Source organism: Streptomyces plumbidurans, from assembly GCF_019857225.1.
In the GTDB taxonomy this organism is placed as follows: domain Bacteria; phylum Actinomycetota; class Actinomycetes; order Streptomycetales; family Streptomycetaceae; genus Streptomyces; species Streptomyces plumbidurans.
In genome coordinates, this window is the sequence record NZ_JAFJSY010000007.1 from 24,231 (window position 1) to 48,596 (window position 24,366).

General features: G+C 69.2%; 20 protein-coding genes and 2 pseudogenes. 14 read left to right on the top strand and 8 right to left on the bottom strand.

Going from position 1 to position 24,366, the window contains the following annotated elements:
- Window positions 1–64: 64 nt before the first annotated feature.
- A pseudogene (locus JYK17_RS06030) lies at window positions 65–685 on the bottom strand (beta-galactosidase); the annotation flags it as partial.
- Here JYK17_RS06030 and JYK17_RS06035 point away from each other — a divergent pair.
- The 5 genes from JYK17_RS06035 (at window position 683) to JYK17_RS06055 (ending at window position 7,518) form a co-directional block, all read left to right on the top strand.
- Complete coding sequence (locus JYK17_RS06035) at window positions 683–952, top strand: ABC transporter permease subunit (protein WP_234548542.1); 270 nt, start codon at window positions 683–685, stop codon at window positions 950–952. The pseudogene JYK17_RS06030 and the gene JYK17_RS06035 sit on opposite strands and share 3 nt — an antisense overlap.
- The gene (locus JYK17_RS06040; protein ID WP_222809935.1) at window positions 949–3,297 is read left to right on the top strand and encodes a TIM-barrel domain-containing protein; all 2,349 of its coding nucleotides are present in this window, start codon (window positions 949–951) and stop codon (window positions 3,295–3,297) included. The genes JYK17_RS06035 and JYK17_RS06040 overlap by 4 nt, the downstream gene beginning before the upstream one ends.
- Before the next feature lie 183 nt (window positions 3,298–3,480).
- On the top strand, window positions 3,481–4,005 hold the full coding sequence (locus tag JYK17_RS06045; protein ID WP_222809936.1) for a universal stress protein: 525 nt from the start codon (window positions 3,481–3,483) through the stop codon (window positions 4,003–4,005).
- A gap of 167 nt (window positions 4,006–4,172) precedes the next feature.
- Entirely contained in the window at window positions 4,173–6,092 is a 1,920-nt protein-coding gene (locus tag JYK17_RS06050) for an N-acetylmuramoyl-L-alanine amidase (protein WP_222809937.1), read from the top strand.
- A gap of 82 nt (window positions 6,093–6,174) precedes the next feature.
- A complete protein-coding gene (locus JYK17_RS06055) occupies window positions 6,175–7,518 on the top strand; it encodes an MFS transporter (protein WP_222809938.1) in 1,344 nt (447 codons plus the stop codon).
- A gap of 51 nt (window positions 7,519–7,569) precedes the next feature.
- On the opposite strand, the gene JYK17_RS06060 is transcribed toward JYK17_RS06055, so the two are convergent.
- From JYK17_RS06060 to JYK17_RS06080, 5 genes and pseudogenes are all read right to left on the bottom strand, one after another.
- Window positions 7,570–8,991 (bottom strand): cellulose binding domain-containing protein, encoded by a 1,422-nt coding sequence (locus tag JYK17_RS06060; RefSeq protein ID WP_108015123.1) that lies wholly within the window; start codon window positions 8,989–8,991, stop codon window positions 7,570–7,572.
- 45 nt (window positions 8,992–9,036) lie between these two features.
- Window positions 9,037–10,566 (bottom strand): beta-N-acetylhexosaminidase, encoded by a 1,530-nt coding sequence (locus tag JYK17_RS06065; RefSeq protein WP_108015122.1) that lies wholly within the window; start codon window positions 10,564–10,566, stop codon window positions 9,037–9,039.
- A 59-nt stretch (window positions 10,567–10,625) separates the two neighbouring features.
- Entirely contained in the window at window positions 10,626–11,465 is an 840-nt protein-coding gene (locus tag JYK17_RS06070) for a carbohydrate ABC transporter permease (protein WP_108015121.1), read from the bottom strand.
- Window positions 11,462–12,384: pseudogene (locus JYK17_RS06075) on the bottom strand (carbohydrate ABC transporter permease). Before JYK17_RS06075 ends, JYK17_RS06070 begins: the two are co-directional and overlap by 4 nt.
- A gap of 137 nt (window positions 12,385–12,521) precedes the next feature.
- On the bottom strand, window positions 12,522–13,790 hold the full coding sequence (locus JYK17_RS06080) for an extracellular solute-binding protein (RefSeq protein WP_128804222.1): 1,269 nt from the start codon (window positions 13,788–13,790) through the stop codon (window positions 12,522–12,524).
- Between the two features lie 279 nt (window positions 13,791–14,069).
- On the opposite strand from JYK17_RS06080, the gene JYK17_RS06085 reads away from it, so the two are divergent.
- The 5 genes from JYK17_RS06085 to JYK17_RS06105 all read left to right on the top strand — a co-directional run bounded on the left by JYK17_RS06085 (window position 14,070) and on the right by JYK17_RS06105 (window position 19,240).
- Window positions 14,070–14,891, top strand: a complete 822-nt coding sequence (locus JYK17_RS06085) for a GntR family transcriptional regulator (protein WP_222809939.1) — start codon at window positions 14,070–14,072, stop codon at window positions 14,889–14,891.
- A gap of 155 nt (window positions 14,892–15,046) precedes the next feature.
- Window positions 15,047–15,619, top strand: a complete 573-nt coding sequence (locus JYK17_RS06090; RefSeq protein WP_234548418.1) for an Rv1733c family protein — start codon at window positions 15,047–15,049, stop codon at window positions 15,617–15,619.
- A gap of 352 nt (window positions 15,620–15,971) precedes the next feature.
- Window positions 15,972–16,919, top strand: a complete 948-nt coding sequence (locus JYK17_RS06095) for an MIP/aquaporin family protein (RefSeq protein WP_128804221.1) — start codon at window positions 15,972–15,974, stop codon at window positions 16,917–16,919.
- A gap of 178 nt (window positions 16,920–17,097) precedes the next feature.
- Window positions 17,098–18,288 carry a sensor histidine kinase gene (locus JYK17_RS06100; RefSeq protein WP_222809940.1) on the top strand — a complete coding sequence of 397 codons (1,191 nt, stop codon included), beginning with the start codon at window positions 17,098–17,100 and terminating at the stop codon, window positions 18,286–18,288.
- Window positions 18,289–18,307: 19 nt separating this feature from the next.
- Window positions 18,308–19,240, top strand: coding sequence for a hypothetical protein (locus JYK17_RS06105; protein ID WP_108015114.1), 933 nt, complete (start codon window positions 18,308–18,310; stop codon window positions 19,238–19,240).
- A 137-nt stretch (window positions 19,241–19,377) separates the two neighbouring features.
- Here JYK17_RS06105 and JYK17_RS06110 read toward each other — a convergent pair whose 3' ends face one another.
- On the bottom strand, window positions 19,378–19,593 hold the full coding sequence (locus JYK17_RS06110; protein ID WP_108015113.1) for a hypothetical protein: 216 nt from the start codon (window positions 19,591–19,593) through the stop codon (window positions 19,378–19,380).
- A gap of 123 nt (window positions 19,594–19,716) precedes the next feature.
- Window positions 19,717–19,920 carry a hypothetical protein gene (locus JYK17_RS06115; RefSeq protein ID WP_128804219.1) on the bottom strand — a complete coding sequence of 68 codons (204 nt, stop codon included), beginning with the start codon at window positions 19,918–19,920 and terminating at the stop codon, window positions 19,717–19,719.
- A 319-nt stretch (window positions 19,921–20,239) separates the two neighbouring features.
- Here JYK17_RS06115 and JYK17_RS06120 point away from each other — a divergent pair, with 319 nt between their 5' ends.
- From JYK17_RS06120 to JYK17_RS06135, 4 genes are all read left to right on the top strand, one after another.
- Entirely contained in the window at window positions 20,240–21,040 is an 801-nt protein-coding gene (locus JYK17_RS06120) for a S1 family peptidase (protein ID WP_222809941.1), read from the top strand.
- Window positions 21,041–21,209: 169 nt separating this feature from the next.
- Window positions 21,210–22,454: a sugar ABC transporter substrate-binding protein gene (locus JYK17_RS06125; protein WP_128804218.1), complete on the top strand. Its 1,245-nt coding sequence runs from the start codon at window positions 21,210–21,212 to the stop codon at window positions 22,452–22,454.
- Window positions 22,455–22,459: 5 nt separating this feature from the next.
- On the top strand, window positions 22,460–23,452 hold the full coding sequence (locus tag JYK17_RS06130; protein ID WP_128804217.1) for a carbohydrate ABC transporter permease: 993 nt from the start codon (window positions 22,460–22,462) through the stop codon (window positions 23,450–23,452).
- Entirely contained in the window at window positions 23,449–24,333 is an 885-nt protein-coding gene (locus tag JYK17_RS06135) for a carbohydrate ABC transporter permease (protein WP_108015108.1), read from the top strand. The genes JYK17_RS06130 and JYK17_RS06135 overlap by 4 nt, the downstream gene beginning before the upstream one ends.
- The last annotated feature ends 33 nt before the right edge of the window (window positions 24,334–24,366 follow it).

The window sequence follows — 24,366 nt, forward strand, 5'->3', positions numbered from 1 at the left end:
GCCCACGCGATCCGACCTCATTCAACCGTGGCTCCTGGCAGCTGGGCCGCTGAAGCCCGTCTGCCTATCGATCCTCGATCGCAGCACTCCGCTGCTGCGCCTCCCTCACCCGCGTCACGTCCAGTTTGCCGCTCCGGTCGAAGCGGTAGATGCCGTTGTGCTCCTGGAAGACGTCCGTGAGCTGCGTGTAGCAGTAGCCGAACATGTCGGGGTTGTTCAGCAGTACGCCGGTCAGACCCGCGAAGCGCTCGTGGAAGTCCTCCTCGTCGCGCGGGCGTTGACCGTATCCCCACGACACGAGACGGTCCTCCCCCGCTGCCTGCGCCTCGTCGGGGTTCCACCAGATACCGCCGAACTCGCTGCGGAAGTAGGGCTGTCCGCGGTAGGGGACGGACCAGGTGATGTCCGGGGTCTCGTCCTCGGGGTTGACGAAGGGGGCGTCCTTTGCGAGTCCGCTCATCAACTCGCCGAACACGCGCGGGTCCTGTTCGTAGCAGTGCGAGTCGTAGATGTCGGTCTCCGGGACGCGGTGCGAGTAGCCGGATGTGTCGAGGACGGGCCGGGAGGTGTCGGCGGCCTTGGTGGCGAGGAACATGGCTCGTGGCACGTCGTCCAGGACACTCTGGCGGTCCGTCCGTTGCTGTCGCGTCTCGTTGAGCGGGCACCAGCCGATGATCGACGCATGCCGCTGCTGGGCCCCATGAACGCCACCGTCGGCATCTTCGCCTTCCTCGCCTCCTGGAACGACTTCATGCTGCCCTCGCTCATCACCGCGGACCCGGGACTGCAGACGCTGCCCGTCGTCCAGAACATCTTCCAGAGCAAATTCGGCACGAACTACAACGTCGTCTTCGCCTCGTACCTGATGGCGATGGCACCGACCGTCGTTGTCTACTTGTTCTCCCAGCGCTGGGTGATCAGCGGAGTGACCCAAGGGGCAGTGAAGCAATGACAGCACTGAGCAGGATCCCGGCCCGTCCTCAGGCCCCGGACTCCTCGGTCCTGCGTGGCGACAAGTGGCGCATCACCGTACTGACCGACGGGCTGCTGCGCCTGGAGTGGTCCGACGACGGCGCGTTCGAGGACCGGGCGTCGAGCTTCGCCCTCCATCGCGACTTCGCCACGCCGCAGTTCACCGTCCGCGACGGCGAAGCCCTGGAGGTGTCCACTCCACGGTTCCATCTGATGTACGACCGGCGTGAGTTCAGCGCGAACGGGCTGGTGGTCACCTCACCCACGGGCGGCCGCTGGCACTTCGGGGAACGTCTGGACAATCTGGGCGGCACCGCGCGCACCCTCGACGAGGCCGACGGACGTACACCGCTCGACAACGGTGTCACCGCCCGGGGAGGCATCGCCGTCATCGACGACTCCGCGTCCTTCCTCTTCGACGCCGAGGGATGGATCGCCCCGCGCGAGCCCGGCCGTCTCGACCTGTACATCTTCGCCTACGGCCGCGACTACACGGCGGCCGTCAAGGCGCTCTACGACCTCTCGGGCCGCCCGCCGGTGCTTCCCCGCTGGGCGCTGGGCAACTGGTGGAGCCGCTACCACGCCTACACCTCGGACGAGTATCTGGAGCTGTTCGACCGCTTCGCCGCCGACAACCTGCCGTTCTCCGTCGCCGTGATCGACATGGACTGGCACCGCGTGGACTCCGTGCCCGCGCAGTACGGCACCGGCTGGACCGGCTACTCGTGGGAGCGAAGTCTCATCCCGGACCCGCCGGCGTTTCTGGAGGAGCTGCACCGCCGTGGTCTCAAGACCACTCTGAACCTCCATCCCGCCGACGGCGTCCGCCCGTTCGAGGACGCCTATCCCGACATGGCTCGCGCGGTCGGAGTCGATCCGGCGTCCGGGGCCACGATCCCCTTCGACCTCACCGACCGGACGTTCCTCGACGCCTACTTCCGCATCCTGCACCACCCGCTGGAGGACCAGGGCGTCGACTTCTGGTGGATCGACTGGCAGCAGGGCACGACGTCGCGGGTTCCCGGGGTCGACCCGCTGTGGCTGCTCAACCACTTCCACTTCCTCGACTCCGGACGCGACGGCCGGCGTCCCATGGCGTTCTCCCGCTACGCAGGACCGGGAAGCCACCGTTACGGCGTCGGCTTCTCCGGCGACACCGTCGTCTCCTGGTCCTCCCTGGACTTCCAGCCGGAGTTCACGGCCACCGCCGCCAACATCGGCTACAGCTGGTGGAGTCACGACATCGGCGGGCACACGCGCGGAGTCCGGGACGACGAGCTCGCCACGCGCTGGCTGCAACTCGGCGTCTTCTCACCCGTCTTGAGGCTGCACTCGGCGAACAACCCCTTCATCCGCAAGGAGCCCTGGCAGTTCCCCCTCGAAGCCCGGCACGCGATGGGCGAGGCGCTGCGCCTCCGGCACCGGCTCGTGCCGTATCTGCACACCATGAACCACCGCGCCGCCATGGGCCTGCCGCTGGTGCGTCCGATGTACCACCTCGAACCCGACCGCGAGGAGGCGTACCAGGTCCCCAACCAGTTCTCCTTCGGCAGCGAGCTGATCGTCGCCCCCGTCACCTCGCCCCGGGATCCCGTGACCTTGCTCGGCTCCACCTCGGCGTGGCTGCCACCGGGCACCTGGACCGACATCTTCACCGGCACCGTCTACAGCGGCGACCGCCAGGTGGAACTGCACCGGGACCTGGCAGGCGTGCCCGCCCTGCTGCGCAGCGGCGGCATCCTCCCCCTGGCCGGCGAGCAGGACCTGGACGCCACCCGCAATCCCGAGCACCTCGAAGTGCTCGTCGCGCCGACGGACAGCGGATCCTTCACCCTGGTCGAGGACGACGGGCAGGGCGACGGTACGAACCTTCGTACGGTCACCACGCTGCTGGAGTGGGACGCCGACCGGGCTCGGCTGACCATCGGCGCGGCCGAGGGTCCGGCAGGCATCGTCCCCGCCGCGCGCACCTGGACCGTCACCTTCCTCGCTGACCTGCCCTCCGGACCGCCCCTGGTCGACGGGCGCCCGGCCGAACTCACCGGCGAGGCAGGGCGGTTCAGCATCACCCTGCGGGCCGACACGACGAGCGTGACGACCGTCGAGGTGAAGCTCACGGCACCGGTGAGCGCGGACCACTCCACGGCGAACATCGAGCGCATTCTCACCGCGGCCCAGACGGACAACCCGGTCAAGCTGGAGATGTGGCGCGTCGTGACCTCGGCGCAGCCCCTGCCCGCGAAGATCGCCGCACTGCACGCGCTGCACCCGCCTGCCCCGCTGCTCGGCGCGGTGGTGGAACAACTCGCCGCGCAGGGGGGCTGAGTCGCACTCCGGGCAGGGGCATCGGCGGCAGTGCGAGCACTCGTACGGCCGTCGTCGGCTGCGTGCCGGATCACCACCGAGCGCGTATCGTGCGCGATCACGACACTGAGCGGGGGCCGACACAGTTCGTTCGTCCCGGCCTCCGGCGACCGGAGCCGAGCGTGAGGCCGGAGGCTGAACCGTATGACCGTCGTCGTCTGGATCGTCGAGGGCACCTGGCCCGCCTGTGTGGACGCGGCGCGCGCCCACACGCCCGAGGGGTCGGAGGTCGTGCTGCTGCATGTGGCCGACGAACAGCTCCCGGCCATCGCGCACGGTGCGTTCGCGGGGCTGCTCGGACGTGGCCACCCCGAACACGATCCGGGACCCCGGGTGGAGCAACTCGCCGCCGAAGCCGCGAGCGAAATGCTGCAGCAGGCGGCCGACCGGCTCGGCCGCCCGTGCACCCGCGTCGAGCGCACCGGCCGTGTCGAACGGGAAGTGGTCGCCGCCGCCGAGGACGCGGAGCTGCTGATCGTGGCCCGGGACGGCAACCGCAGCCGCCTGGGACCCAAGAGCCTGGGTCATCACGGCCGATTCGTCGTGGACCACGCCCCCTGCCCGGTCCTGCTGGTCTGGCCGGAGGACGCACCCGGCCTGTCCAGCATCCCGGCGCCGCCGCCACACCCACCGCATCCCCACCCCCCGCACCCGCCGGCGGCGAACTGAGCCGTCAAGTCTCCTTCCATCAGCCGAGGTTGACGCCGGTTCGCCCGGAGGAGGATCATCCACCTCCGAAGTGGCGAGGACATGGCTTCACCGAAGCTCGCAGCCATGCGTGCACCGGCCCGGTCGATCCCGCTCATTGAATTCTCTTCAGCTTCGGGGACTGATACATGACCACTAGAGATGCCGGGCACGGCAACGCGTCGCGGCTCCGCCGTCGTGCGCTGATCGCGGCGGGTGCCACGCTGGTCGTCGCGGGGGCGATGGCCGTGCCGGTGACGGCACTGGCCACCGACGACACCGACTCTCCGTCGACCACCCTGGCGCAGGACTTCGCGAGCGCCGCCCACGAGTACCAGGTCCCGCGCCAGGTGCTGATGGCGGTGGCGTACCAGGAGTCCGCCTGGGACGCGCACTCCGGGCAGCACAGCACGGACGGCGGCTACGGGCCGATGCACCTGACGGACGTCACCCCCGCCATGCTGGCCTCGGGCGACGCGGGCGCGGCAGGTCGCGGGAATCTGGCCTCGATGGCCGCGGACCCCGCCCTGCACACCCTCCAGGCGGCGGCGAAGCTCACCGGCCTGTCCGCCGAAAAGCTGCGCACCGATCCGTCCGCCAACATCCGCGGCGGGGCGGCGCTGATCGCCTCGTACCAGAAGAAGGCCATCGGCAGCACGTCCGCCGAACCCGACAACTGGTATGCGGCCGTGGCCCGGTACAGCCAGTCCACTCAGCGACAGGGTGCCGCCGCCTACGCCAACCGGGTCTTCGCCACGATGAAGGAGGGCGCCGCGCGCACCACGGAGGACGGCGAACGCGTCACGCTCCAGGCCGACAGCGAAGTCCGCCCGGCCACCGGCCAGTTGGCCGACCTGCATCTGAAGTCGGCGGCGGACACGAACACCGAATGTCCCGCCACCGTGGACTGCACCTTCGTCCCGGCGTCTCCGTCCAACGGCCAGGTCTCCGACCGTCCCGCCGACGGCATCCGTATCGACACCATCGTCATACACGACACGGAGAGCTCCTACGACGCCGCCATCTCGGCCTTCCAGACGGCGGGCGGCAGCGCCGCGCACTACGTGATGCGCTCCTCGGACGGCGCGGTGACACAGATGGTGCCCACGAAGGACCTGGCCTTCCACGCGGGCAACTACTCCACCAACATGCACTCGATCGGCATCGAGCACGAGGGCTACGCCTCGCACGGCGCCACCTGGTACACCGAGGCGCAGTACGAGGCCACGGCCGACCTGGTGAAATACCTCGCCGACCGGTACGACATCCCGCTCGACCGTCAGCACATCATCGGCCACGACAACGTTGCCGGTCCGAACTCCTCCCTCGTCGCCGGGATGCACTGGGACCCGGGCCCGTCCTGGGACTGGAACCACTTCATGAACCTGCTCGGGGTGCACACCGGACGGCACGGGGTCGGTCCCGTCGGCTCGGTGGTCACCATCGCTCCCGGCTTCGAGGCCAACCGGCAGACCGTCCAGATCTGCCCGTCCGACGACCCCACCGGCGCCACCACCGCGTGCACCGAGACCACGCAGGCGTCCGACTTCGTCTATCTGCGCACCGCACCCAGCGACAGCGCCCCGCTCTTCGGGGACCAGGCGATCCACCCGGGCGCGGCCGGTACGGACCGGATCAACGACTGGGGCAGCACCGCGCAGTCGGGACAGCAGTTCGTCGTCGCCGACCGGGACGGCGACTGGACCGCCATCTGGTACAGCGGCTCGAAGGTGTGGTTCTACAACCCGCACGGCTGCAACACGGCCCCGGCGCACGGCGTGCAGGTGATCAAGGCCGCCGGTACCTCCCCGGTCGCGGTGTACGGCTCCAGCTACCCCGACGCCTCCGAGTACCCCTCGGGCCTGTCCCCCTCCACCCAGGCCCCGCTGAGCATGTACACCGTCCCGCCCGGCCAGGCCTACGTCGCCACCCGGCCCCCGGCCCTCACGGACGACTTCTTCCCCTCCAGCGGCAAGGTCGTCATCGGCGCCAAGCCGATGTACACCCTCCAGTACAACCACCGCGTCGCCCTCGTGTACGCGTCGGCGGTCACGGCCGAGGACAAATAGCGGCCCGCTGACAGCAGCCCTTTCGCGGCACCGGTGGTGCACAGGACGTCCGAACGCCCTGTGCACCACCGGCATTTCGGTCATGCGGTGTGCCTGTCACTGCGTCCGAGAGGTCTCCCCTGTGCCGTCCTCTTCTCCTGGCGTGTCCGACTCCGTTCGGCCTGTTTCGTCGAGCCTGTGGCGGGACGGCGACTTCCGCAGGCTCTGGGTGGGGCAGACGATGTCCCAACTGGGCGAACAGGCAAGCCTCGTGGTGCTTCCGCTGTTCGCCGTCCTGACGCTCCATGCCGGCGCCGGCCAGTTGGGCGCCCTGCGCGCCGTGGGACAGGCGCCGATCCTTCTGCTCTCGCTCTTCGTCGGGGCATGGGTGGACCGGTTGAGGACGCGCACTTTGATGGTGCTGGCGGACGCCGGCCGGACACTGGCCCTGGGTGCCGCTGCCGTGGCCGGGCTTCTCGGTTGGCTCGGGCTGCCGGCGCTGCTCGTGGTCGCGTTCGCTGTCGGGGCTCTGTCCGTGGTCTTCGACGTGGCGTACCAGGCGTCTTTGGTACGGCTGGTGGATCGCGGTCAGTTGGTGCGCGGCAACAGCGCGCTGGAGGGCAGTCGTTCCGCCGCGCAGATCGGCGGTCCGGCACTCGGCGGTGCGCTGGTGTCCGTGCTGTCGGCTCCGATCGCGGCGGCGTCCAGCGCCGTGTTCTTCGCTCTGTCGTTCCTGTCGATCCGCCGGAGCGGGCGCGGCGAGAACGTACCGGATCGCCCGGAACACCCTCCCCGGGTCTGGCGGTTGATCCATGAGGGCCTCTGCTTCGTTGTGCGCGACGGCTCGCTGCGTACCGTGTGCTTCGCGTCGGCCACCTTCCAGTTCTTCTTCGCGGCAGTCATGACCGTCTATCTGCTCTTCCTGCCACGCGATCTGCACCTGTCGGGCACCGCCGTCGGGCTGGCGCTCGCGGCGACGGGCCCGGGCGCGCTCCTCGGCTCGCTGCTGGCTGCCCGTCTGCCGCGCCGGTTCGGGTACGGCGTCGTGCTCGTGTCCGCGGCGGCGCTCGGCGACGGCGCGTTCCTGTGCGTGCCCGCACTGCACGGCTCGTCCGGTGCGACGGTTTCGGCGCTGCTCGCCGTCAACTTCGTCTTCGGGACCTTCGGCCAGCTGGTGAACGTCACCATCATGGCCGTACGGCAGACCGTCACGCCGGACGCGATGCAAGGCCGCGCGGCCGCGACGATCAACTGCGTCGGCATGGGGATGACCCCGCTCGGCTCGCTCCTCGGTGGCTTTCTCGCGGAAGCGTGGGGCACGCGCAGCAGCCTCCTGGTCGCAGCGGCGGGCATGTTGCTGTCGCCCGCGCTGATGGCCGTGTCCCCGCTCGCGCGCCTGGGGCGCACGCTTCCCGCCAGGGTCCGGTACGCGCCGCCCACGCCATGAGCGCGTGGGGCTGCCGGCTGCGCGTACCGGACCCCGTGAAAAGGACGTACCTCAGCTGCCGGACACCGTGTCCTCGAACGTGGTGCCCGCGGAACGGTATGCGTTGATCTTTGCCGTGACCTGGGCCGGGGTCAGGACCTGGTCCTTGACGTGGAGGACGTAGTCGACCTTCTCGTCGTAGGAGCGGGCGGTCGTGCTGGTCTGGCCGGCGAGGTCGATCAGCCACTGGTTGAAGTTGATCGACATGGGCCGCTCGGGCAGGTACGTGGCGTCATGGGTGCCGAAGAGCTGGCCGTCGATGTAGTACTTGATGCTGCTGTTGTCGATGGTCAGCAGCAGATCGTGCCAGCCGGCGTAGCTCTGCCGGCCCTCGGTGTGCTGGTTGACCGCCTGCCACGGGTCCGGGTTGTAGGTCTCCCAGGACGTCGTGTACAGGATGTTCGACGACTCGCCCCAGCCTCCGTTGGGCAGGTACTCGAAGTCGTACTCCGAGTAGTCGTCGGCCATCGGCGCCGTGAGGTCGTTGATGGTGAAGAAGGTCTCGACGAGGTGGTCGCCGTCGGGGCCGGACACGGGGGCGTCGGAGAAGTTGACCCGCGCGGCGTACGTGCCGTTCTTGAACTTCATCGCCTTGGTGACGACTTCGGTCTGCTTGGTGCTCTCCGCGGTGCCGGCGGTCGAAGTCCGCAGGTTCATCACGGAGTTGCCGCCCGTGCTGGCGAAGGTGACGTTCTCCGGGGACCAGGTGGCTCCGGGCACTCCGGGCCCGCCCGAGTTGGAGCGGACGTTCCAGCCGTTCTCCGAGATCTTCGGGTCGCTGGAGGTGGAGTAGTTGAAGTCGTCGAACAGGCTCTGCCCGTCGGCCGGGGGGTCCGTGGGCGGGTCGCCCGGGTCGTTGCCCTCGGGGGCCGCGCCCCACACCGTGCTGCCCGCCAACTGGGCGGTGATGTTGGGCCAGTTCGCGTACGACGTCTGGGAGGCGCCGAAGGAGTAGTCGTCGCTCTGCTTGAGCGGCTGCCAGTCGGAGCGGTAGAACCGCAGCTGCATGTCGCCGGTGTCCGCGCCAGGGGCGAGGCTGCCCGCCCCCGAGGTGAAGCCGATGTCCAGGTAGCGGTCGGCGGTGGCGGTGGGGTGGGCCAGGGTGCCGAAGGTGCCGGTGATGTTGGCGCAGCCCTTGACTGCCCACGAGCAGGCGAAGCGGTAACTGGCGCTGCTGGAGTCGGCCTTGAAGTAGTAGCGCACCTTGACGCCGGAGAGCTGGACGGTGCTCGCGCCGGTGTTCTTGACCTTGATCCAGGGCTCGGACTGGTCGGCCGTGGCGCCTGTGGCGCTGGTGCGGTACTGGACGGTCACGGGTTCATCGGCCGCCCGCGCCGTGCCGGACAGGGCGGCGAGTCCGCCGGCCGCGGTGGCCATCGCCACGGCTGCCGCTGCGGCGACGCGCCATCTGCTGGGGGTGGGATGCGTATTCATGCTGTTCCTTCCGGAGGGGGTCTGACCTTCGGGTGAGGGTGCGGATCAGGGGTGTCGGCTGATGCCGAGGGCATCGAGGCGTGCGGTGTGCCCGCGCAGGCGCGAGGTGAAGTCGGTCCACGGAGTGGGTCCGCTCCAACTGCCGTCGGCCAGGGCGCACAGGCGGGGGAAGGTGAGGTATTCGACGCGTTCACGGGTGGTGGCGTACTCGGTCCACAGCTGGGCCTGGGTGCCCAGGACGCGCGCGGCGGCCTCCGGGGTGGCGCCCTCGGGTACGGGCTCGTAACCGTGGGTGTCCCGCAGGCTGACGACGCCTCCGGGCTGGCCTGCCGGTTCGTCGGCCGCGGATGTCTGCGGGTAGTCGAAGTACGTGGCACGGTGGTAGGAGTTGATCACCTGGTGGCCGCGGCCCGCGGCGGCGAGGGCGTGCGCGGGGTCACGCCAGGCCATCACCGTGAAGCCGTCCGGCAGTTCCGTGCCGGTCTCGGCCCACCCGACCGGCTGCCGCCCGTTGAGCCTGAGATGCGCGCCGACCTCGCCGAGGAACCAGCGGTGCAGCGCGGTGCTGTCGCTCAGTCCGGTCTCCCGCAGGCGGGTGGCGGCCACCGAGCTCTGTGTCCATTCGGTGAGGGGGCACTCGTCCCCGCCAACGTGGATGTGGTGGGAGGGGAAGACGTCCATGACTTCGTCCAGCACGGTGCGGCAGAAGTCGAACACCTCGTCGTGGAGTCCCAGGATGGTGTCGCACACTCCCCACCTGGTCCACACGTCCAGGACGCGGTCGGGGTGGTTGCCCAGGTGCGGGTAGGCGGCCAGGGCGGCCCGGGTGTGGCCAGGCATCTCGATCTCGGGCATGACCGTGATGCCGCGTGCCGCCGCGTACTCGACGAGCCGGGCAAGCTCCGCCCGCGTGTAGGCACCGCCGTGCGGTACGCCGTCGTAGCGCTCCCCGGTCGGGCCGATCAGGGACTGGAGTCGGTGGCCGCCGATCTCGGTGAGCTTGGGATAGGCGGCGACGGGCATCCGCCAGCCCTGGTCGTCCGTCAGGTGCAGATGGAACACATTGATCTTGTGCAGGGCGAGCAGGTCGACGTAGCGCAGCAGAAATGGCAGGGGCTGGAAGTGGCGGGCCACGTCGAGCATGGCTCCGCGCCAGGGCCGGTGCGGCAGGTCGGTGATCTCCGCGCAGGGCAGCGACCAGGGCGTGTCGCGTTGCGGCGCGGCCGACAGGGCCTGTGCGGGCAGGAGTTGGCGGATGGTCTGCACACCGCGCAGCAGCCCGGTGACCTCTCGGGCCCGCAGCAGTACGGATTCGGGTCCGATCGTCAGCCCGTAGCCCTCGCCGCCCAGACCGGTCAGGGCGGAGTCGAGGGCGAGTACGACGGCTCCGTCGGCGGCCGTCCTCAGCGGCAGCCCGGTGGCGGCTGCCAGGGTGGTGCGCAGCAGGTCGGCCGCCGGTTCGGCGCCCTTGCCGACGCGCAGGCAGGTCTCCTGGGTGAGGGTGAAGTGACCTGATTTGAAGCGGGACTTGGTGGGGCGGGGCAGAAGGGTGGTGTGGGGTGGGGGCGTGATCACGGGCTGTCTCCGGGGGTCGCGTTGAGGAGGAGTGCGCAGGTGCAGAGGGCGCGGGAGGATCAGCCCTTGACGGCGCCGGCGGCGAAGCCGGAGGTCACATGGCGCTGGAGGAGCAGGAACACGACGAGTGCGGGGAGCGCGAAGAGGGTGGAGGCGGCCATGGTGGCGCCCCAGTCCGTGCCGAAGACGTTCTGGAAGGAGGACAGCCAGACCGGCAGGGTGCGGCTGTCCTGGTGCTTGATGATCAGGAAGTTGGCGTAGGCGAACTCGTTCCAGGCGGTGACGTAGCCGAACAGTGAGGTCGCCATCAGGCCGGGGGCGAGCAGCGGGAAGGTGATGTGGCGGAAGGCGCGCATACGGGTGCAGCCGTCGACCTGTGCCGCCTCCTCCAGCTCCTGCGGGATCGCGGCGATGAATCCGCGCAGCACGACGATGGTGAACGGCAGCGTCATCATGAAGTAGACGAGGGTCAGGGTGGGCAGCCGGTCGAGCATTCCGGTGTCGCGGGAGATGATGTAGACGGGGATGATCAGTGCTTCCCACGGCGCCATCTGCGCGACGAAGACCATCAGCATGAACTGGCGCCTGCCGCGCCAGCGCATGCGGGCGACCGCGAAGGACGCGCCGAGTGCCACGATCAGGGCGAGCAGGACGGCGCTCAGGGTCACGAGGATGCTGTTGCGCCAGAACAGTGCGAATCCGTCGGCGTCGACGGCGGTACGGAAGTGGTCCAACGTCCAGGTGTGCGGCAGGAGTTGGGGGCTCGCGGACTGGATGTCCCGGTTGGGCTTGAACGCGGTGGTGATCATCCAGTAGACGGGGAAGAGGCACAGGACGATCGTCACGACGGCGGCCGCGTGCAGGGGGACGCGTCGGAGGCGGAGTCGTGCGGTGCTCACAGGGCCTCGCCCTCCTGTCGGAACATCTGGCGGAAGTAGAGGACGAGCACGCCGGCCATCAACAGCACGCTGACCATCGAGGCCGCGGAGCCGAGGTCGTAGCGCTGGCTGGACAGGGCGGTCTGGACGGCGTAGACGGGCAGGATGGTGGTGGCGTCTCCAGGACCGCCGTTGGTCATCACCCAGATCTGCACGAACGCCTTAAGGTCCAGATGACCTCCAGCGAGAACACCAGCATGAAGATCGGGCGGATCATGGGGAAGGTGACGGCGCGGAAGATGCGGCCGGCCGAGGCGCCGTCGATGCGGGCCGACTCGTACAGCTCGGACGGCACGGTCGTCAGGGCCGAGTACAGGGTGATGGCCGCGAAGGGAACCGACTGCCAGACGATCAGCAGCACCAGGATCGTGAAGGCGGCCGGACCGTGGGCGAACCACGGATAGCGTTCGAAGGAGCTGAACCCCAGTCGTGTCAGGGCCCAGTTGACGATGCCGAACTCGGAGTGGAACAGCCACTGGAAGACGGTGGTGGCGGCGATGACCGGCATCGCCCAGGCCAGGACGAGCGCGCTGAGCAGCGCCAGCCGCCACCGGCTGCCGAGCCGTTCGACGAGCAGGGCGACCAGGGTGGCGATCAGCATGATGAGGACGACGTTGACGGCCATGAACAGGAAGGTGCGGCGCACGACCTGCCAGAAGCGCTCGTCGGTCAGCAGCGTCCGGTAGTTGCGCAGACCCACGAACTTGGCGTGGCCGAGGATGAGTTGACGCAGCTGGAAGTCCTGCAGCGAGATCAGGATCGCGCGGGCGAGCGGGTACACCAGCAGGTACAGCATGCCCAGGACCGTGGGAGCGGCCAGCAGGTAGGGCCATGCTCCCGCGCCCCGGCGCTGTCGTACGCCGCTCGGCTGCGGCCGCACGGGGCGCTGTGTGGGCCGGCGGAGCCGGACCCGGGCCGGCGCCGCGCTGTGTTCCCGGGTGACGGACACGGTGTCCTCTCCTCTCGGTGCGGGCAGGGATGCCGGCGCCACGGGGGTGTGGCGCCGGCCGTCACGGCTCAGGAGCCGCCCTTCATGGCGGCGGTGATCGCGGCGGAGCTCCTGGCCGCCTCCGCCGTCTCGTCGGCGCCCGTGAGCACCGCGGTCATGTAGTCCTTGATGGGGTTCTTGGCCTCGACGGCGGCCCAGCCGGGGGTGTTGGGCGTCGCCCGTCCGACGGCGGCACCCACCGCCATGGCGGAGGCGCCCGGGTCCGAGGCGACGGCGTCGGCCAGGGTCGTCCTGTTCGGTACGTAGCTCATGGCGACGGCCAGCTTGCGCTGCCAGGCGTCGCCGGTGAGGTCCTTGACGAACGTGAAGGCGGCGTCCTGCTTGCCGGACGCGGCCGGGATGACGAGGTCGGAGCCGCCAATGAACACCGAACCGGGGCGCGCGGCGGTCTTGCCGGGGATCGGGAAGAAGCCGATCTTTCCCTTGAGTTCGGGATTGTTCTGGGTGACCACGTTGGCTCCGCCGGGCGTCGAGATGATCTGCGCCACCTGCCCCTTGGCCATGACCTCGCCCTGGGGCGGCTCGGCCTCGTCGGAATCCTTGGGGCCCTTGCCGAGGGCTTGGAGCTTCTTGTAGAAGTCCATGCCGCGCAGCGCCTGCGGCGTGTCGAGGGTGCCCTTCCAGGTGCCGCCTGACTGAGTGGCGAGGTCGCCGCCCTCGTCCCAGATGAATCCGGCGAGGGCGTACCACATCTGGCCCGGCAGGTAGATGCCCTGCGTGCCGGAGGAGTTGAGCTTCTTGGTGGCCGCGAGCCACTGGTCGCGGCTCTTGATGGCGGCGGGGTCGATGCCTGCCTTCTTGAAGAGGTCCTTGCGGTAGATCACGACGCGGTTGGCCGCGTAGTAGGGAATGCCGTACTGCTTGCCCTTGTACGCTCCCGGTTCGGCCAGGCCCTTGAGCCAGTGGCTTCCGCCGAGTTCGTCGACCTTGTCGCTGAGGTCGAGCAGGCCGCCGCTCTGGGCGAACTGGGCAACCTGGGTGTTGCCTGTCTCGATGACGTCGGGGGCGTCGTTGCTGGCGAGGGCGGCGGTCACCTTCTCCCCGATGCCGTCCCACTCCTGGATCTGCACCTTCGCCTTGATGTGCGGGTGGGCCGCCTCGAATCCCTTGACGAACTCCTTCTGGAACTGCGCGGAGATGCTGTCGCGCATGAGCCATACGTCGATCGTCGTCGTGCCGTCGGCGGAGTCGCCGGACGATCCGGAGCCGCCGCTGCAGGCACTGAGGCCTCCAGCGATCACCAGCGCGGACACACCTGCAAGCATGCGGAGCTTCACAGTTCACCTCTGAAGGGAAAGCACCAAACGAACTGACCAGTTGAGCAACTGGACAGGTGACCTGTCGGTGGTGGATGAAGGTGGCATAGACCAATAGAGGCGTCAACCCCTCGCGCTCACACTGACTTTGAGCGGGATGCAGCCCTGTGACGCGGCTGTCGGCGTCAGGGGACGTCTACACTGCACTTGACCAGTGGCAGCCAGTGGTAAAGGGTCGGGGAGACCAGTCAGCGAGACTGGTCAGGTAAAGTTCACGCACGGCGGGCAGGAGCGGGCGACATGACGGCTGGCGACTCGGGAGCGGTCCTCAAGCGCGAGCGGGTGCGGGACCACATCCTGCAGCTGATCGAGTCACTGCGCCCCGGAGACGCCATCCCCTCCGAGCGGACCCTGTGCGCCGATCTGAGCGTGTCCCGGCCGACCCTGCGGGCGGCGGTCGACGAACTCGTGGCGGCGGGACTCCTCGTACGAGAGCACGGCCGCGGCATGTTCGTGGCACCCGAGAAGATCACCCAGGAACTCGTCTCCGACTCCCACGGCATGACCCTCCCGCAGGCGTCCGGCACCTGGTCCAGCCGCCTGCTGGAGTTCACCACCATCGCGGCCGGCGCCCGCGTGGGCCGCAAGCTCAGCCTCTCCCCCGCCGCCGACATCGTCTACGCGGCCCGGCTGCGCCTCGTCGACGGCGCCCCGATGGCCATCGAACACCTCCACATCCGCGCGGACTTGGTGCCCGCGCTCACCGCTCAGGAGCTGGAAAGCGGCGATCTGTACGAGCATCTGCGCGAGCGGCACCGGGTCCAGGTGCGCGACGCCGTGCAGACCATCGAGCCCACCGTGGTCAGCCAGGCCGAGGGCCGGCTCCTGGAGGTCCCCCACCTCTCCCCCGCCCTGCTCTTCGAGCGCCTCACCAACGACACCGAGGGTCGGCCCGTGGAGTACGTCCACTCCGTGTACCGCGGCGACCGCTACCGCATCGTCTCCCGCCTCACCCTGGACGCCTCGCACACCCAGGGGACACCGCCCGAGACCGGCTTCATCCCGGGCATGCCGCCCGGCACGGTCGCCCAGTGGGAGGCGGCGCCCACCACCCCGCGCTGAGGGCCCGCGAGGAAGCCCGGCGGACCGGTGAGTTTCGGCGCCGCCGGGTTCGGCTGAGCCGCCGCGGGTAGCAGTCGCTCAGGAACCATTGCACAGGGCAACATCCGAGAAGGGTGCCGCCGGGACTCTCGAGGGGGTGTCGGCCCGTGGCGACAATGAGCCGCGCGACCGTGCGGATGTGGAGGTGGCGGAGCAATCCGCTGCGACGGCGTATCGACGTCGTGGAAGCGTGGATCATCCTCGCGGCCTGGGTGTGCGCCATAGCGGGCGGCCTGGCGGCGGCGTGGGTGACGGGCAGTGCAGCCGACGAGGGCTACGACCGGATGCGGGCCGAGCACCGGCCGGTCTCCGCGGTGGTGGTGAAACCGGCGAAGTCCGAGGCCACGACGAGTCCCACGAGCGATCGCCGGGTACAGGCGACGGTCCGCTGGACAGGCGCGGACGGACACCCGCACACGGGCCGTACCCGGGTGAAGGCGGGGGCCGCCCCGGGTGACCGGGTCAGGGTGTGGACGAACGACCGGAACCAGCTGACGGCCGAGCCCCTGTCCCCCACGAATGCGATGTTCCAGTCCGCCATGGTCGGCCTCACGGCAGCGGGCGGTGCGGGCGTGGTGGTGCTCATCGGCGTCCAGTGCGTACAGGCGGGACTGGGCCGGCGCCGTATGCGTCTGTGGGACGAGGCCTGGGAGCAGGCGGACCGGCGCTGGGGCGGGTCCGTCGTGTGAACCTTCCGCGGGATCGCGGGACCGGGTTCGCGTGAACGGAACGCCGCACACACCTGTGCCGCACGGCCGACCCGGGAGTAGCCTATTGCATATTGCAACAGTCAACGTCGATGTTGCGGCCGTACCGTCGGCCGCCCTGGAAACGGTACGTGGCGTCGCCTGGCGTCGGCTCGCCGATCTGCTGCCGGCTCTCCCCGAGCGCACTCACCTCCGGCGGCGTACGACCCTGCCGAGGTCGATCGGCCGTGGTACCGGTGAGCAGCCCGTTGAACTTGCCGCAGCCGTCCAGTGGGGTTATGACAAGACAAACCGCGCTTCGGCGTGGCGCACAACCGCACATCGGGAGGATCACATGGCCGTAGAGATCCAGCCCCTGCTCAAGCCGTCCCGGCTCAGGCGCCGGGGTGGCTTGTGGGGTGAGTGCCTGGCGGAGTTTCTGGGCACCTTCGTCCTGATCGCCTTTGGTTGCGGTGTGGTGGCGATGGCGGTCGCCGCCCTCCCAGGGTCGGGCCGCACATCCGGGCCCACGACATTCTTCCTCGGCGCAGGTGACTGGCTGCTGATCACCTGGGGCTGGGCGATGGCGGTCGTCTTCGGCGTGTACGTGGCCGGCGGGGTCAGCGGCGCGCACATCAACCCGGCGGTGACGCTGGCGTTCGCCGTGCGCCGCAAGTTCCCCTGGCCCAAGGTCCTCCCCTACTGGATCTCCCAACTGGTCGGGGCATTCGCAGGGGCCGCCCTCGTCTACGCCGTCTACCACGACGCGATCAACACCTTCGACGACGCCATGAAGGGCCCCAAGACCAACGGGCACACCCTCGCCTCGTTCTCCATCTTCGGCACCTTCCCGGCGCCGTACTTCCACGGCGGGATCTGGGGTCCGCTGATCGACCAGATCGTCGGCACCGCCTTCCTGGTGATGCTGGTGGTCGCTCTGATCGACCTGCGCAACACCGCGGTGAAGGCGAACCTCGGCCCGCTGCTGATCGGCTTCGCCGTGGCCGCCATCGGCATGTCCTTCGGCGCCAACGCCGGATACGCCATCAACCCCGCCCGCGACCTCGGCCCACGGCTGTTCACCTGGGCGGCGGGCTGGCAGGACCTGGCGATGCCAGGCACCCTGTCGGGTGCCTTCAGCAATTATTTCTGGATCCCCATCGTCGGACCACTGATCGGCGGAGTGATCGGCGTCCTCATCTACGACCTGTTCATCGGGGACGTGCTGCACATCCGCGCCCAGGAGGAGATCCCACCGGAACCCGGCCGGACCAGGCCGGCGACCACGGCGGACGAGGAGTAGCCACTCCTTCGCATACGGCGGCGATACGTTGCGTTGCCTAGGCTCCAGGCATGCGCGTGCTGATCGAGGAGCCCTGCCGGAGCGAAGAGGACTCCTGCCGGAGTGAAGCCGTACGTCATGGTCCGCGGCTGCGGGAACCCGACCGCAGCCGCGCACACCACGCACCCCGGCGGCACTCATGAACAGGCGCCGGGAGCTCAGCGCCCGCTGGAAGCTCACCCTCAGCTATGCCGGTTTCCTCTTCCTCGCCGGCGCTCTCCTGCTGGCCCTGGTGTGGGTGTTCGTGCTGCGCTGGCTGCCGGAAGCCGATCCGCGGGCCATCCAGAAGGCGTTCGGCGCAGTGATCATCGTCGGGCCCAGCCGCTCCGACATGCTGCGCGGCTTCGCGCCCGCCGCGGCCATAGCGCTGGCCTTCCTGCTGGTGTTCGGGCTCGTCGGAGGATGGGTCCTGGCCGGCCGGATGCTCGCGCCGCTCACGCGGATCGCTCATGCGGCACGGAAGGCGGCGAAAGGATCGCTGTCCCACCGGATCGCCATGACCGGTCCACGGGACGAATTCCGTGAACTGGCCGACGTGTTCGACACCATGCTCGAACAACTGGAATCCCACGTCGGCGAACAGCAGAGGTTCGCCGCGAACGCCTCCCACGAACTGCGCACCCCGCTGGCGATCTCCCGGACCCTCCTGGACACCGCCCGCAACGACCCCACGCGGGACCCGGACGAGCTCATCGAACGCCTTCGTACCGTCAACTCGCGGGCGATCGACCTCACCGAGGCCCTTCTGCTGCTCAGCCGCGCGGGGCGCAGGAGCTTCACGCGCGAGCCCGTGGATCTCTCGCTCCTGGCCGAAGAGGCCGTCGAGACGCTGCTTCCGCTCGCCGAAAAACGCCGGGTCACGCTCGACGTCACCGGAGAGCCGGGGCAGACCGCCGGTTCCCCGGCGCTCATCCTGCGCATGGTGACGAACCTCGTCCAGAACGCGATCGTCCACAACCTCCCCGCCGGGGGCACCGTCACGGTCCATACCGAACAGCGGCCCCACGTCTGCGTGTTGCGCGTCGAGAACACGGGCCCCGCGCTCCCACCTGAACTGGTACCGGCCCTCACCGAACCCTTCCAACGCGGGACGGAACGCATACGCGCCGACGAGCACGCGGGCGTCGGTCTCGGCCTGGCCATCGTGCACAGCATCGTCCAGGCCCACGACGGCACCCTCGACCTCACCCCCCGCCCCACCGGCGGCCTCCGCGCCACCGTCCGACTCCCAGGCCCAAGCCGGACGTCGCCCCCGAACAGCATCCACGAGATCGCCGGCCGATCGTCCGAAGCAGGCCGAGGTGACGCGCGGCCCCGGTTGGTCAACTGACACCGCCTATCGTCTGGGTATGCGGCGCACGGATATCGCGGGAGACGACGGCCAGTGGTCAGGTCTGGCCCTGGAGGTGCGGTCGCCTCGGCGACCGGGGCTGTGCCTGTTCACCGCGGAGCGCCGCCTGCTGCTTGTTCAGGAGTCGCGGCCGGTGCTTCTCGCCGTGGTCGACGAGGACAACTACGGGGTGGAGTTCTGGCGTACCGACGCCTACCGCTCACTCGTCCCGCCGTTGCGGGCCGACACGGCACGGGCGCTGGGCGGCCAACTCGACCGCTGGGCTCACCGGTTCGCACAGCAGCTGCTCGACGCCCCGGACGGCCCTCTGCACGAGGGACGATGGCTGCTCACACGCGAGAGCCTGCTCCTGCGCTGGAACCACCTCCGCGCCCCGGAGGCCGAGTACTGGAACGGCATGCTCGTCGAGGGCCATCCGGACGGGTACATCGACTGGTTCGTCCATTCCGGCTCGTGGGAGATCCTTCCGCTGCGCCCGATGCCCGCCGCGGACGACGGCCGGGTGAAGGCGTACCGCAAGCAGGCCCGTGACGGCACGCTCCCGCCCGTTCTGCTGTGGTGGGTCAGCGGACTGGACTGCCATCTCATCCTCGACGGTCACGCACGGCTCGCAGCGGCGATCGCCGAGTCGACAACACCCCCACTGCTGGAAGTGCAACGTGCGGCACCGAGCGACGAGGTGGCCGCGGAGACCGAACAGGCGGTGCATCACTACGAGGCCGAACTGACCCGCTTCGCCGAACTCCGCACCCTCCACGGCACCGCGGTCCCGGACGGCGCCGCCATCGCGGGCCCCAGCCTCGCCCACCGCCTCCAGGCCCTGCACACGGCACAACGCCCCACATGGGCCTGGCCACTGCCCGGCGGCGCAGTTGAGTGGAAGCGCGTCGCGCGCGATGTGACCGCCGGACGGAAGTGGGATGCGTCGTGAGCAAGGGCAAGGCCTGATCGTCATTCAAAGATCACGCCGACGCGGCGCTCCGTGTCGGCGGTGGTTTCCGGTCGGCGGCGGTTTCAGTCGATGCCGGGCGACCATGGCCGACACGGGCGTCACCTCCGAGCGGAGCCCTACTCGTTCCCGCGGTCCATGACGCGGCGGGCCGCCTCGGCCTCCGCCGCCGGCGGGGACAACTCGTCCAGCGTGTCCAGCTCGTCGTCCGTTTCCAGCTCCCTCTCCCATGCCGCAGCGAGGTCTTCCTGCTCCTCGCGCGGCCTGGCGCCGACGGCCTCCCGGTGCTCCGGATCAAGGGCTGCCAGGAATCGTTCGACCGTATCCGTCGTCATACGGTCCTCCTTGTCACGGACAACAGGAAATGGTGCCACCCTGCGCCAGCATGGCTGAAGCTACGACGCCTGGCCACCCGACGGCTGCTGGAGCAAGCCGACGGGCACAGGGGAGCCAACCGATCAATGCGAGCCGTTGTCGCGGTCCCGCAGCGCGCTCACACCCGTGGAATCGGCGAAGTGGTGGTAGGCGTGAGCCTGCCGGCGCGCATCGCGAAAACCCTGGGTGGCCGTCGCTTCGATCTGATGCGTGTCAGCACTGCTCGGCATCCGCCGCCGCTCCCGGCGTACGAGCACGGTGATCGCAGCGCTGAGAACGGCTGCCACGGCCGCGACGGCGAGTAGCACGTAACCCATTTGTCCCCCGTATGCCTCTCGGGCCGTCGTGACGGTGACCCTGGTTCCACTCGCCGACCGCCAACCGATCAAGCGTACCCATCAGGTACATGACGTGACCAGGGGCCGTCCGCCTTCGACCTCGCCCGTCGAGTACCGCGAGCCGACCAACCCCCTTCCCGCAACTGGTACTTGTGCCCTGAAACCAAACAGCGCGCAATGCACGTCCTCACCACCGACCACGGGATGCGACGCCCGTCCGGGCCTCGCCCCACGCCGTTCAGGGTTCAGGTTTCAGGGGGAAGTCGACATGTCGTTTCGTTCATTCCGTACCGCCAGATCCGCACGTGCCGCAACGCGCACCACGGCCGTCGTCACCGCCGCGCTCACGGCGGCCGGGCTCTGGGCCGCGGCCGCCCCCGCCTCCGCGGTGAAGGGCGGCGGCCCGGCCACGACCAAGGCATGGCCGTACGCCATGCTGATCGAACTCGACGGCAGCCAGTTCTGCGGCGGCACCCTCGTCGCGCCCACCAAGGTGCTCACCGCCGGCCACTGCGTGACGAACGCCGGGGACGTCTCCGCGCTGCGGGTCATCGGCGGCCGCACCAAGGTGGACGGCTCGGGCGGCACGGTGCGCAAGGTGGCCTCCTATCGGCTGGACTCCCGCTACAGCATGCCCGGCTACGCCTACGACGCCGCCGTGCTCACCCTCGACCGGCCGATGCCCTATCGCACCGTCCCGGTGGCAGGGCCAAAGGACGCGGCTCTGGTCGCAGACGGCCGGACGGCCACCGTGCTGGGCTGGGGACGCACCGGCCCCGAGACCACCGCCACCCGGCTGAAGCAGGCCGAGCTGGCCCTCTCCCCCGTCGCCGACTGCCAGCCGTACACCGACAGCGAGACCGACCCGGCGGCGATGCTGTGCGGTATGCCGCGGCCGGGCACCACGGACAGCATCTGCCCCGGCGATTCCGGCGGACCGCTGATCAGCGGCGGCAAGGTCGTCGGCATCGTGTCGTCCGGCAACAAGTACTGCGACGAGCAGTTCCCGGTGTCGGTCTTCGTCCGCGCCGACTCGGTCGCGGCCGACCTGGGCCTGCACACGTCCTGACGCATCCTCCCTGACCCCGCGTCCTCCCTGACCCCGCCCCCTCCTCCCCCCCAGCCGTTACCAGAGCGTAATCAACGACCCACTTGCCAGCCCTCCGACGCGTGTAACACAGTCATGTATGCGCTTACAGACAGCGCATACATCAGCCACGCTCGACGAGGAGCACTCTATGCACCGCGCCGCCGGAACCGCCTCACTCGCCCTCGTGGCGGTGTCCGCCCTCACCCTGTCCGCATGCGGTGGCTCGGGGGGCAAGGACGTGGGCGCCGACGCGAAGCAGACGCTGACCGTGTGGGCCATGGGGACCGAGGGAGAGAAGCTCGGCGACGTCGCCAAGGAGTACGAGAAGGCGCACCCCAACGTCACCGTGAAGGTGACCCCGGTCGGCTGGGACGTGGCGCACCAGAAGCTGGTCGCCGCGGCCGCCGCGGGCAAGCTCCCGGACGTGACGCAGATGGGCTCCAGCTACCTGGGCGAGTTCGCCGACATGGGGGCGCTGGAGCCGGTCGACACCAAGGCCTTCAAGCAGGGCGGCTTCTTCTCGTCCGCCTGGGATCAGGGCGTCTACGACGGCAAGGCCTACGGCGTTCCCTGGTACATCGACACCCGCGTCCTCTTCTACCGCACCGACCTGGCGAAGAAGGCCGGGGTCGACGGCGCCCCCGCCACCATGGCGGACCTCCAGAAGGCGGCCGAGGCGTACCACGACAAGGCCGGGTCCAAGTGGGGTCTCTCCATCCAGCCGAGCGGACTCGACGCCGTGCAGAGTTTCTACCCCTTCCTCTACTCGGCCGGCGGCGCGATCCTCAACGACGACGGCAAGCCCGTCGTCAACAGCCCCGCGGCGGTCAAGGCCCTCTCGAACTACGGCAGTTACTACACCAAGGGCCTCAGCGACAAGGTGTTCCGGCCGGGCTACGACGTCACGAAGGACTTCAACACCGGCGCCGTGCCGATGTTCTTCAGCGGACCATGGATGGTGGGCCTGCTGAACGACAACTACCCCGGACTCAAGGGAAAGTGGGCCGTGACCGCCGTACCGGCCGACGAGTCCTCGGTCTCCATGGCCGGCGGGTCCAGTCTCGCCATCTCGGCGGACAGTTCCCACAAGGCCGCCGCGAAGGACTTCGTCGGCTACCTGACCGGTGCCAAGGGACAGGCCGACTGGTACAAGCGCTCCAAGGACCTGCCCGCCAACACCCGGGCGTGGGAGACGGGTGAGCTCGCCACGGACGCGGACATGAAGGTGTTCCGCAAGCAGATGGAGTCCGCGAAGGCGCTGCCCGCCCAGCCGAAGCTGACCGAGATCACCTCGAAGGTCGACGACGCGATCGGGTCGGTCACCCAGGGCAAGTCCTCCGCGAAGGCGGCCCTGGACAAGGCGCAGTCCGCGATCGAGAGCCTGGTGGGTTAGTCGGCATGTCTCTTGTGACCGGATCGGCCGCGCACGACGCGGCCGTCACCAAGACCGGGCGCGGCGGCAGTGCCCAACCGCCGGGCGCGCAACGGCGGTTCGGTGGCCGCCGGCGATCACTGGGCCGGAGCAATCTGCACGGCTGGCTGTTCTCCACCCCGTTCCTCGTGCTGTTCGGCGTCTTCATGCTGTTTCCGATCGTGGCGACGCTCTTGATGAGCTTCACCGACTTCGGTGTGCGTGACGTCCGCCAGCCGCTGGAGGCGCAGTTCGTCGGCCTGGACAACTACACGAAGCTGTTCGCCGACGACACGTTCCGCACGGCCCTGTTCAACACCGCCTACTTCGTCGTCGTCGGTGTGCCCCTGACCATCGTGCTCGGCCTGCTGGTCGCGCTGTTGCTGAACAACGGCATCGACCGGGCCCGCACCTTCTTCCGGGTCGGCTTCTACGCCCCGGTCGTCACCTCGATCGTCGCGGTGGCCGTCGTATGGCGCTTCGTGCTCGACCCGTCGGACGGCCTGGTCTCCGGTGTCGCCGCCGAACTCGGCACGAAGGCACCGGACTTCCTCGGCTCCCAGACCTGGGCCATGCCGTCGCTGATCCTGCTGGCGGTCTGGCGGAACCTCGGCACGGTCATGGTGCTGTTCATCGCCGGGCTGCAGGCCATCCCCGCCGAGGTGCGCGAGGCCGCGCGGCTCGACGGCGCCGGTCCCTGGCACGAACTGCGGCGCATCACCGTGCCGTTGCTGCGGCCGACCCTGCTGTACGCCACCGTCATCACCACCATCGGCTATCTGAACGTCTTCGAGGAGCCCTTCGTGATGACGCAAGGAGGGCCGGACAACGGCACGTTGACGGTGTCCCTGGACATGTACCGGGAGGGCTTCAACTTCTTCCACATGGGCTATGCGAGCGCCATGGCGTACGTCCTGTTCGTGGTGATCATGGCTATCACGGTGCTCCAGCTCCGCCTGCTGAAGGACAACACCCGATGAGCGCCCCCACCGCCTCGGCCCCGGTCAAGTCCGCGCCCGCCGTCCGGCGCCACGAGGGCCGCGTGCGCCGGCCCGCGCTGTATCTCCTCGCCTCGCTGGGCCTGTTGGTGATGGCGGCGCCGTTCCTGTGGATGGCGCTGTCCGCCTTCAAGACGCGACAGGACCTGACGGCCAGCCCTCCGGTGTGGCTCCCGACGCAGTGGACGCTCGGCAACTTCCGTGTCCTGCTGGACCAGTTGGACATGCCGCGCTACTTCCTGAACTCGCTGATCGTGGCCGTCCTCGTGACCGTCTGCAATCTGCTGTTCTGCTCGATGCTCGGCTATGCGCTCGCCAAGCTCGAATTCACCGGCCGCACCAAGGTCTTCGGCACGGTGCTCGCCGCCCTGATGGTGCCGGGCAACCTGCTGATCCTGCCGCTGTACGTGCTGATGAGCGGGCTGAACCTGATCGACACCTACGCCGGGCTCGTGCTGCCGTTCGCCGCGAGCGCCTTCGGGGTGTTCCTGATGCGGCAGTTCATGCAGTCGGTGCCCGACGAGCTGCTCGAGGCGGCCAGGATCGACGGCGCCGGCGAGTGGTACATCTTCTGGCGCATCGTCCTGCCCCTGGTCAGACCGGCCCTGGCCACGTTGACGATCTTCACCTTCCTCGGCTCGTGGAACAACTTCGTCTGGCCGCTGGTCGCGACCAACGACCCGGGCAAGTACACGCTGCCGGTCGCGCTGGCGACGTTCGCCAACGACCCCAACCGCACCGTCGCAGGCGGCAACGGCATGCTCATGGCCGGATCGCTGCTGGTGGTGCTGCCCGTCCTGGCCGTGTTCGCCGTCCTGCAACGCCACTTCACCCAGGGCATCGCCACCGCCGGCCTGAAATAGCCGCGGCGCACCCGCACATGTACCGGCCCCCGT

Bases quoted from the DNA above. Each gene is read 5' to 3' on its own strand.
- JYK17_RS06135 (WP_108015108.1), top strand. From the start codon at position 23,449: ATGAGCGCCCCCACCGCCTCGGCCCCGGTCAAGTCCGCGCCCGCCGTC.
- JYK17_RS06060 (WP_108015123.1), bottom strand. From the start codon at position 8,991: ATGAATACGCATCCCACCCCCAGCAGATGGCGCGTCGCCGCAGCGGCA.
- JYK17_RS06110 (WP_108015113.1), bottom strand. From the start codon at position 19,593: ATGACGACGGATACGGTCGAACGATTCCTGGCAGCCCTTGATCCGGAG.
- JYK17_RS06100 (WP_222809940.1), top strand. From the start codon at position 17,098: ATGAACAGGCGCCGGGAGCTCAGCGCCCGCTGGAAGCTCACCCTCAGC.
- JYK17_RS06125 (WP_128804218.1), top strand. From the start codon at position 21,210: ATGCACCGCGCCGCCGGAACCGCCTCACTCGCCCTCGTGGCGGTGTCC.
- JYK17_RS06090 (WP_234548418.1), top strand. From the start codon at position 15,047: ATGAGCCGCGCGACCGTGCGGATGTGGAGGTGGCGGAGCAATCCGCTG.
- JYK17_RS06055 (WP_222809938.1), top strand. From the start codon at position 6,175: ATGCGGTGTGCCTGTCACTGCGTCCGAGAGGTCTCCCCTGTGCCGTCC.
- JYK17_RS06095 (WP_128804221.1), top strand. From the start codon at position 15,972: ATGGCCGTAGAGATCCAGCCCCTGCTCAAGCCGTCCCGGCTCAGGCGC.
- JYK17_RS06035 (WP_234548542.1), top strand. From the start codon at position 683: ATGCCGCTGCTGGGCCCCATGAACGCCACCGTCGGCATCTTCGCCTTC.
- JYK17_RS06120 (WP_222809941.1), top strand. From the start codon at position 20,240: ATGTCGTTTCGTTCATTCCGTACCGCCAGATCCGCACGTGCCGCAACG.
- JYK17_RS06105 (WP_108015114.1), top strand. From the start codon at position 18,308: ATGCGGCGCACGGATATCGCGGGAGACGACGGCCAGTGGTCAGGTCTG.
- JYK17_RS06085 (WP_222809939.1), top strand. From the start codon at position 14,070: ATGACGGCTGGCGACTCGGGAGCGGTCCTCAAGCGCGAGCGGGTGCGG.
- JYK17_RS06130 (WP_128804217.1), top strand. From the start codon at position 22,460: ATGTCTCTTGTGACCGGATCGGCCGCGCACGACGCGGCCGTCACCAAG.
- JYK17_RS06050 (WP_222809937.1), top strand. From the start codon at position 4,173: ATGACCACTAGAGATGCCGGGCACGGCAACGCGTCGCGGCTCCGCCGT.
- JYK17_RS06040 (WP_222809935.1), top strand. From the start codon at position 949: ATGACAGCACTGAGCAGGATCCCGGCCCGTCCTCAGGCCCCGGACTCC.
- JYK17_RS06045 (WP_222809936.1), top strand. From the start codon at position 3,481: ATGACCGTCGTCGTCTGGATCGTCGAGGGCACCTGGCCCGCCTGTGTG.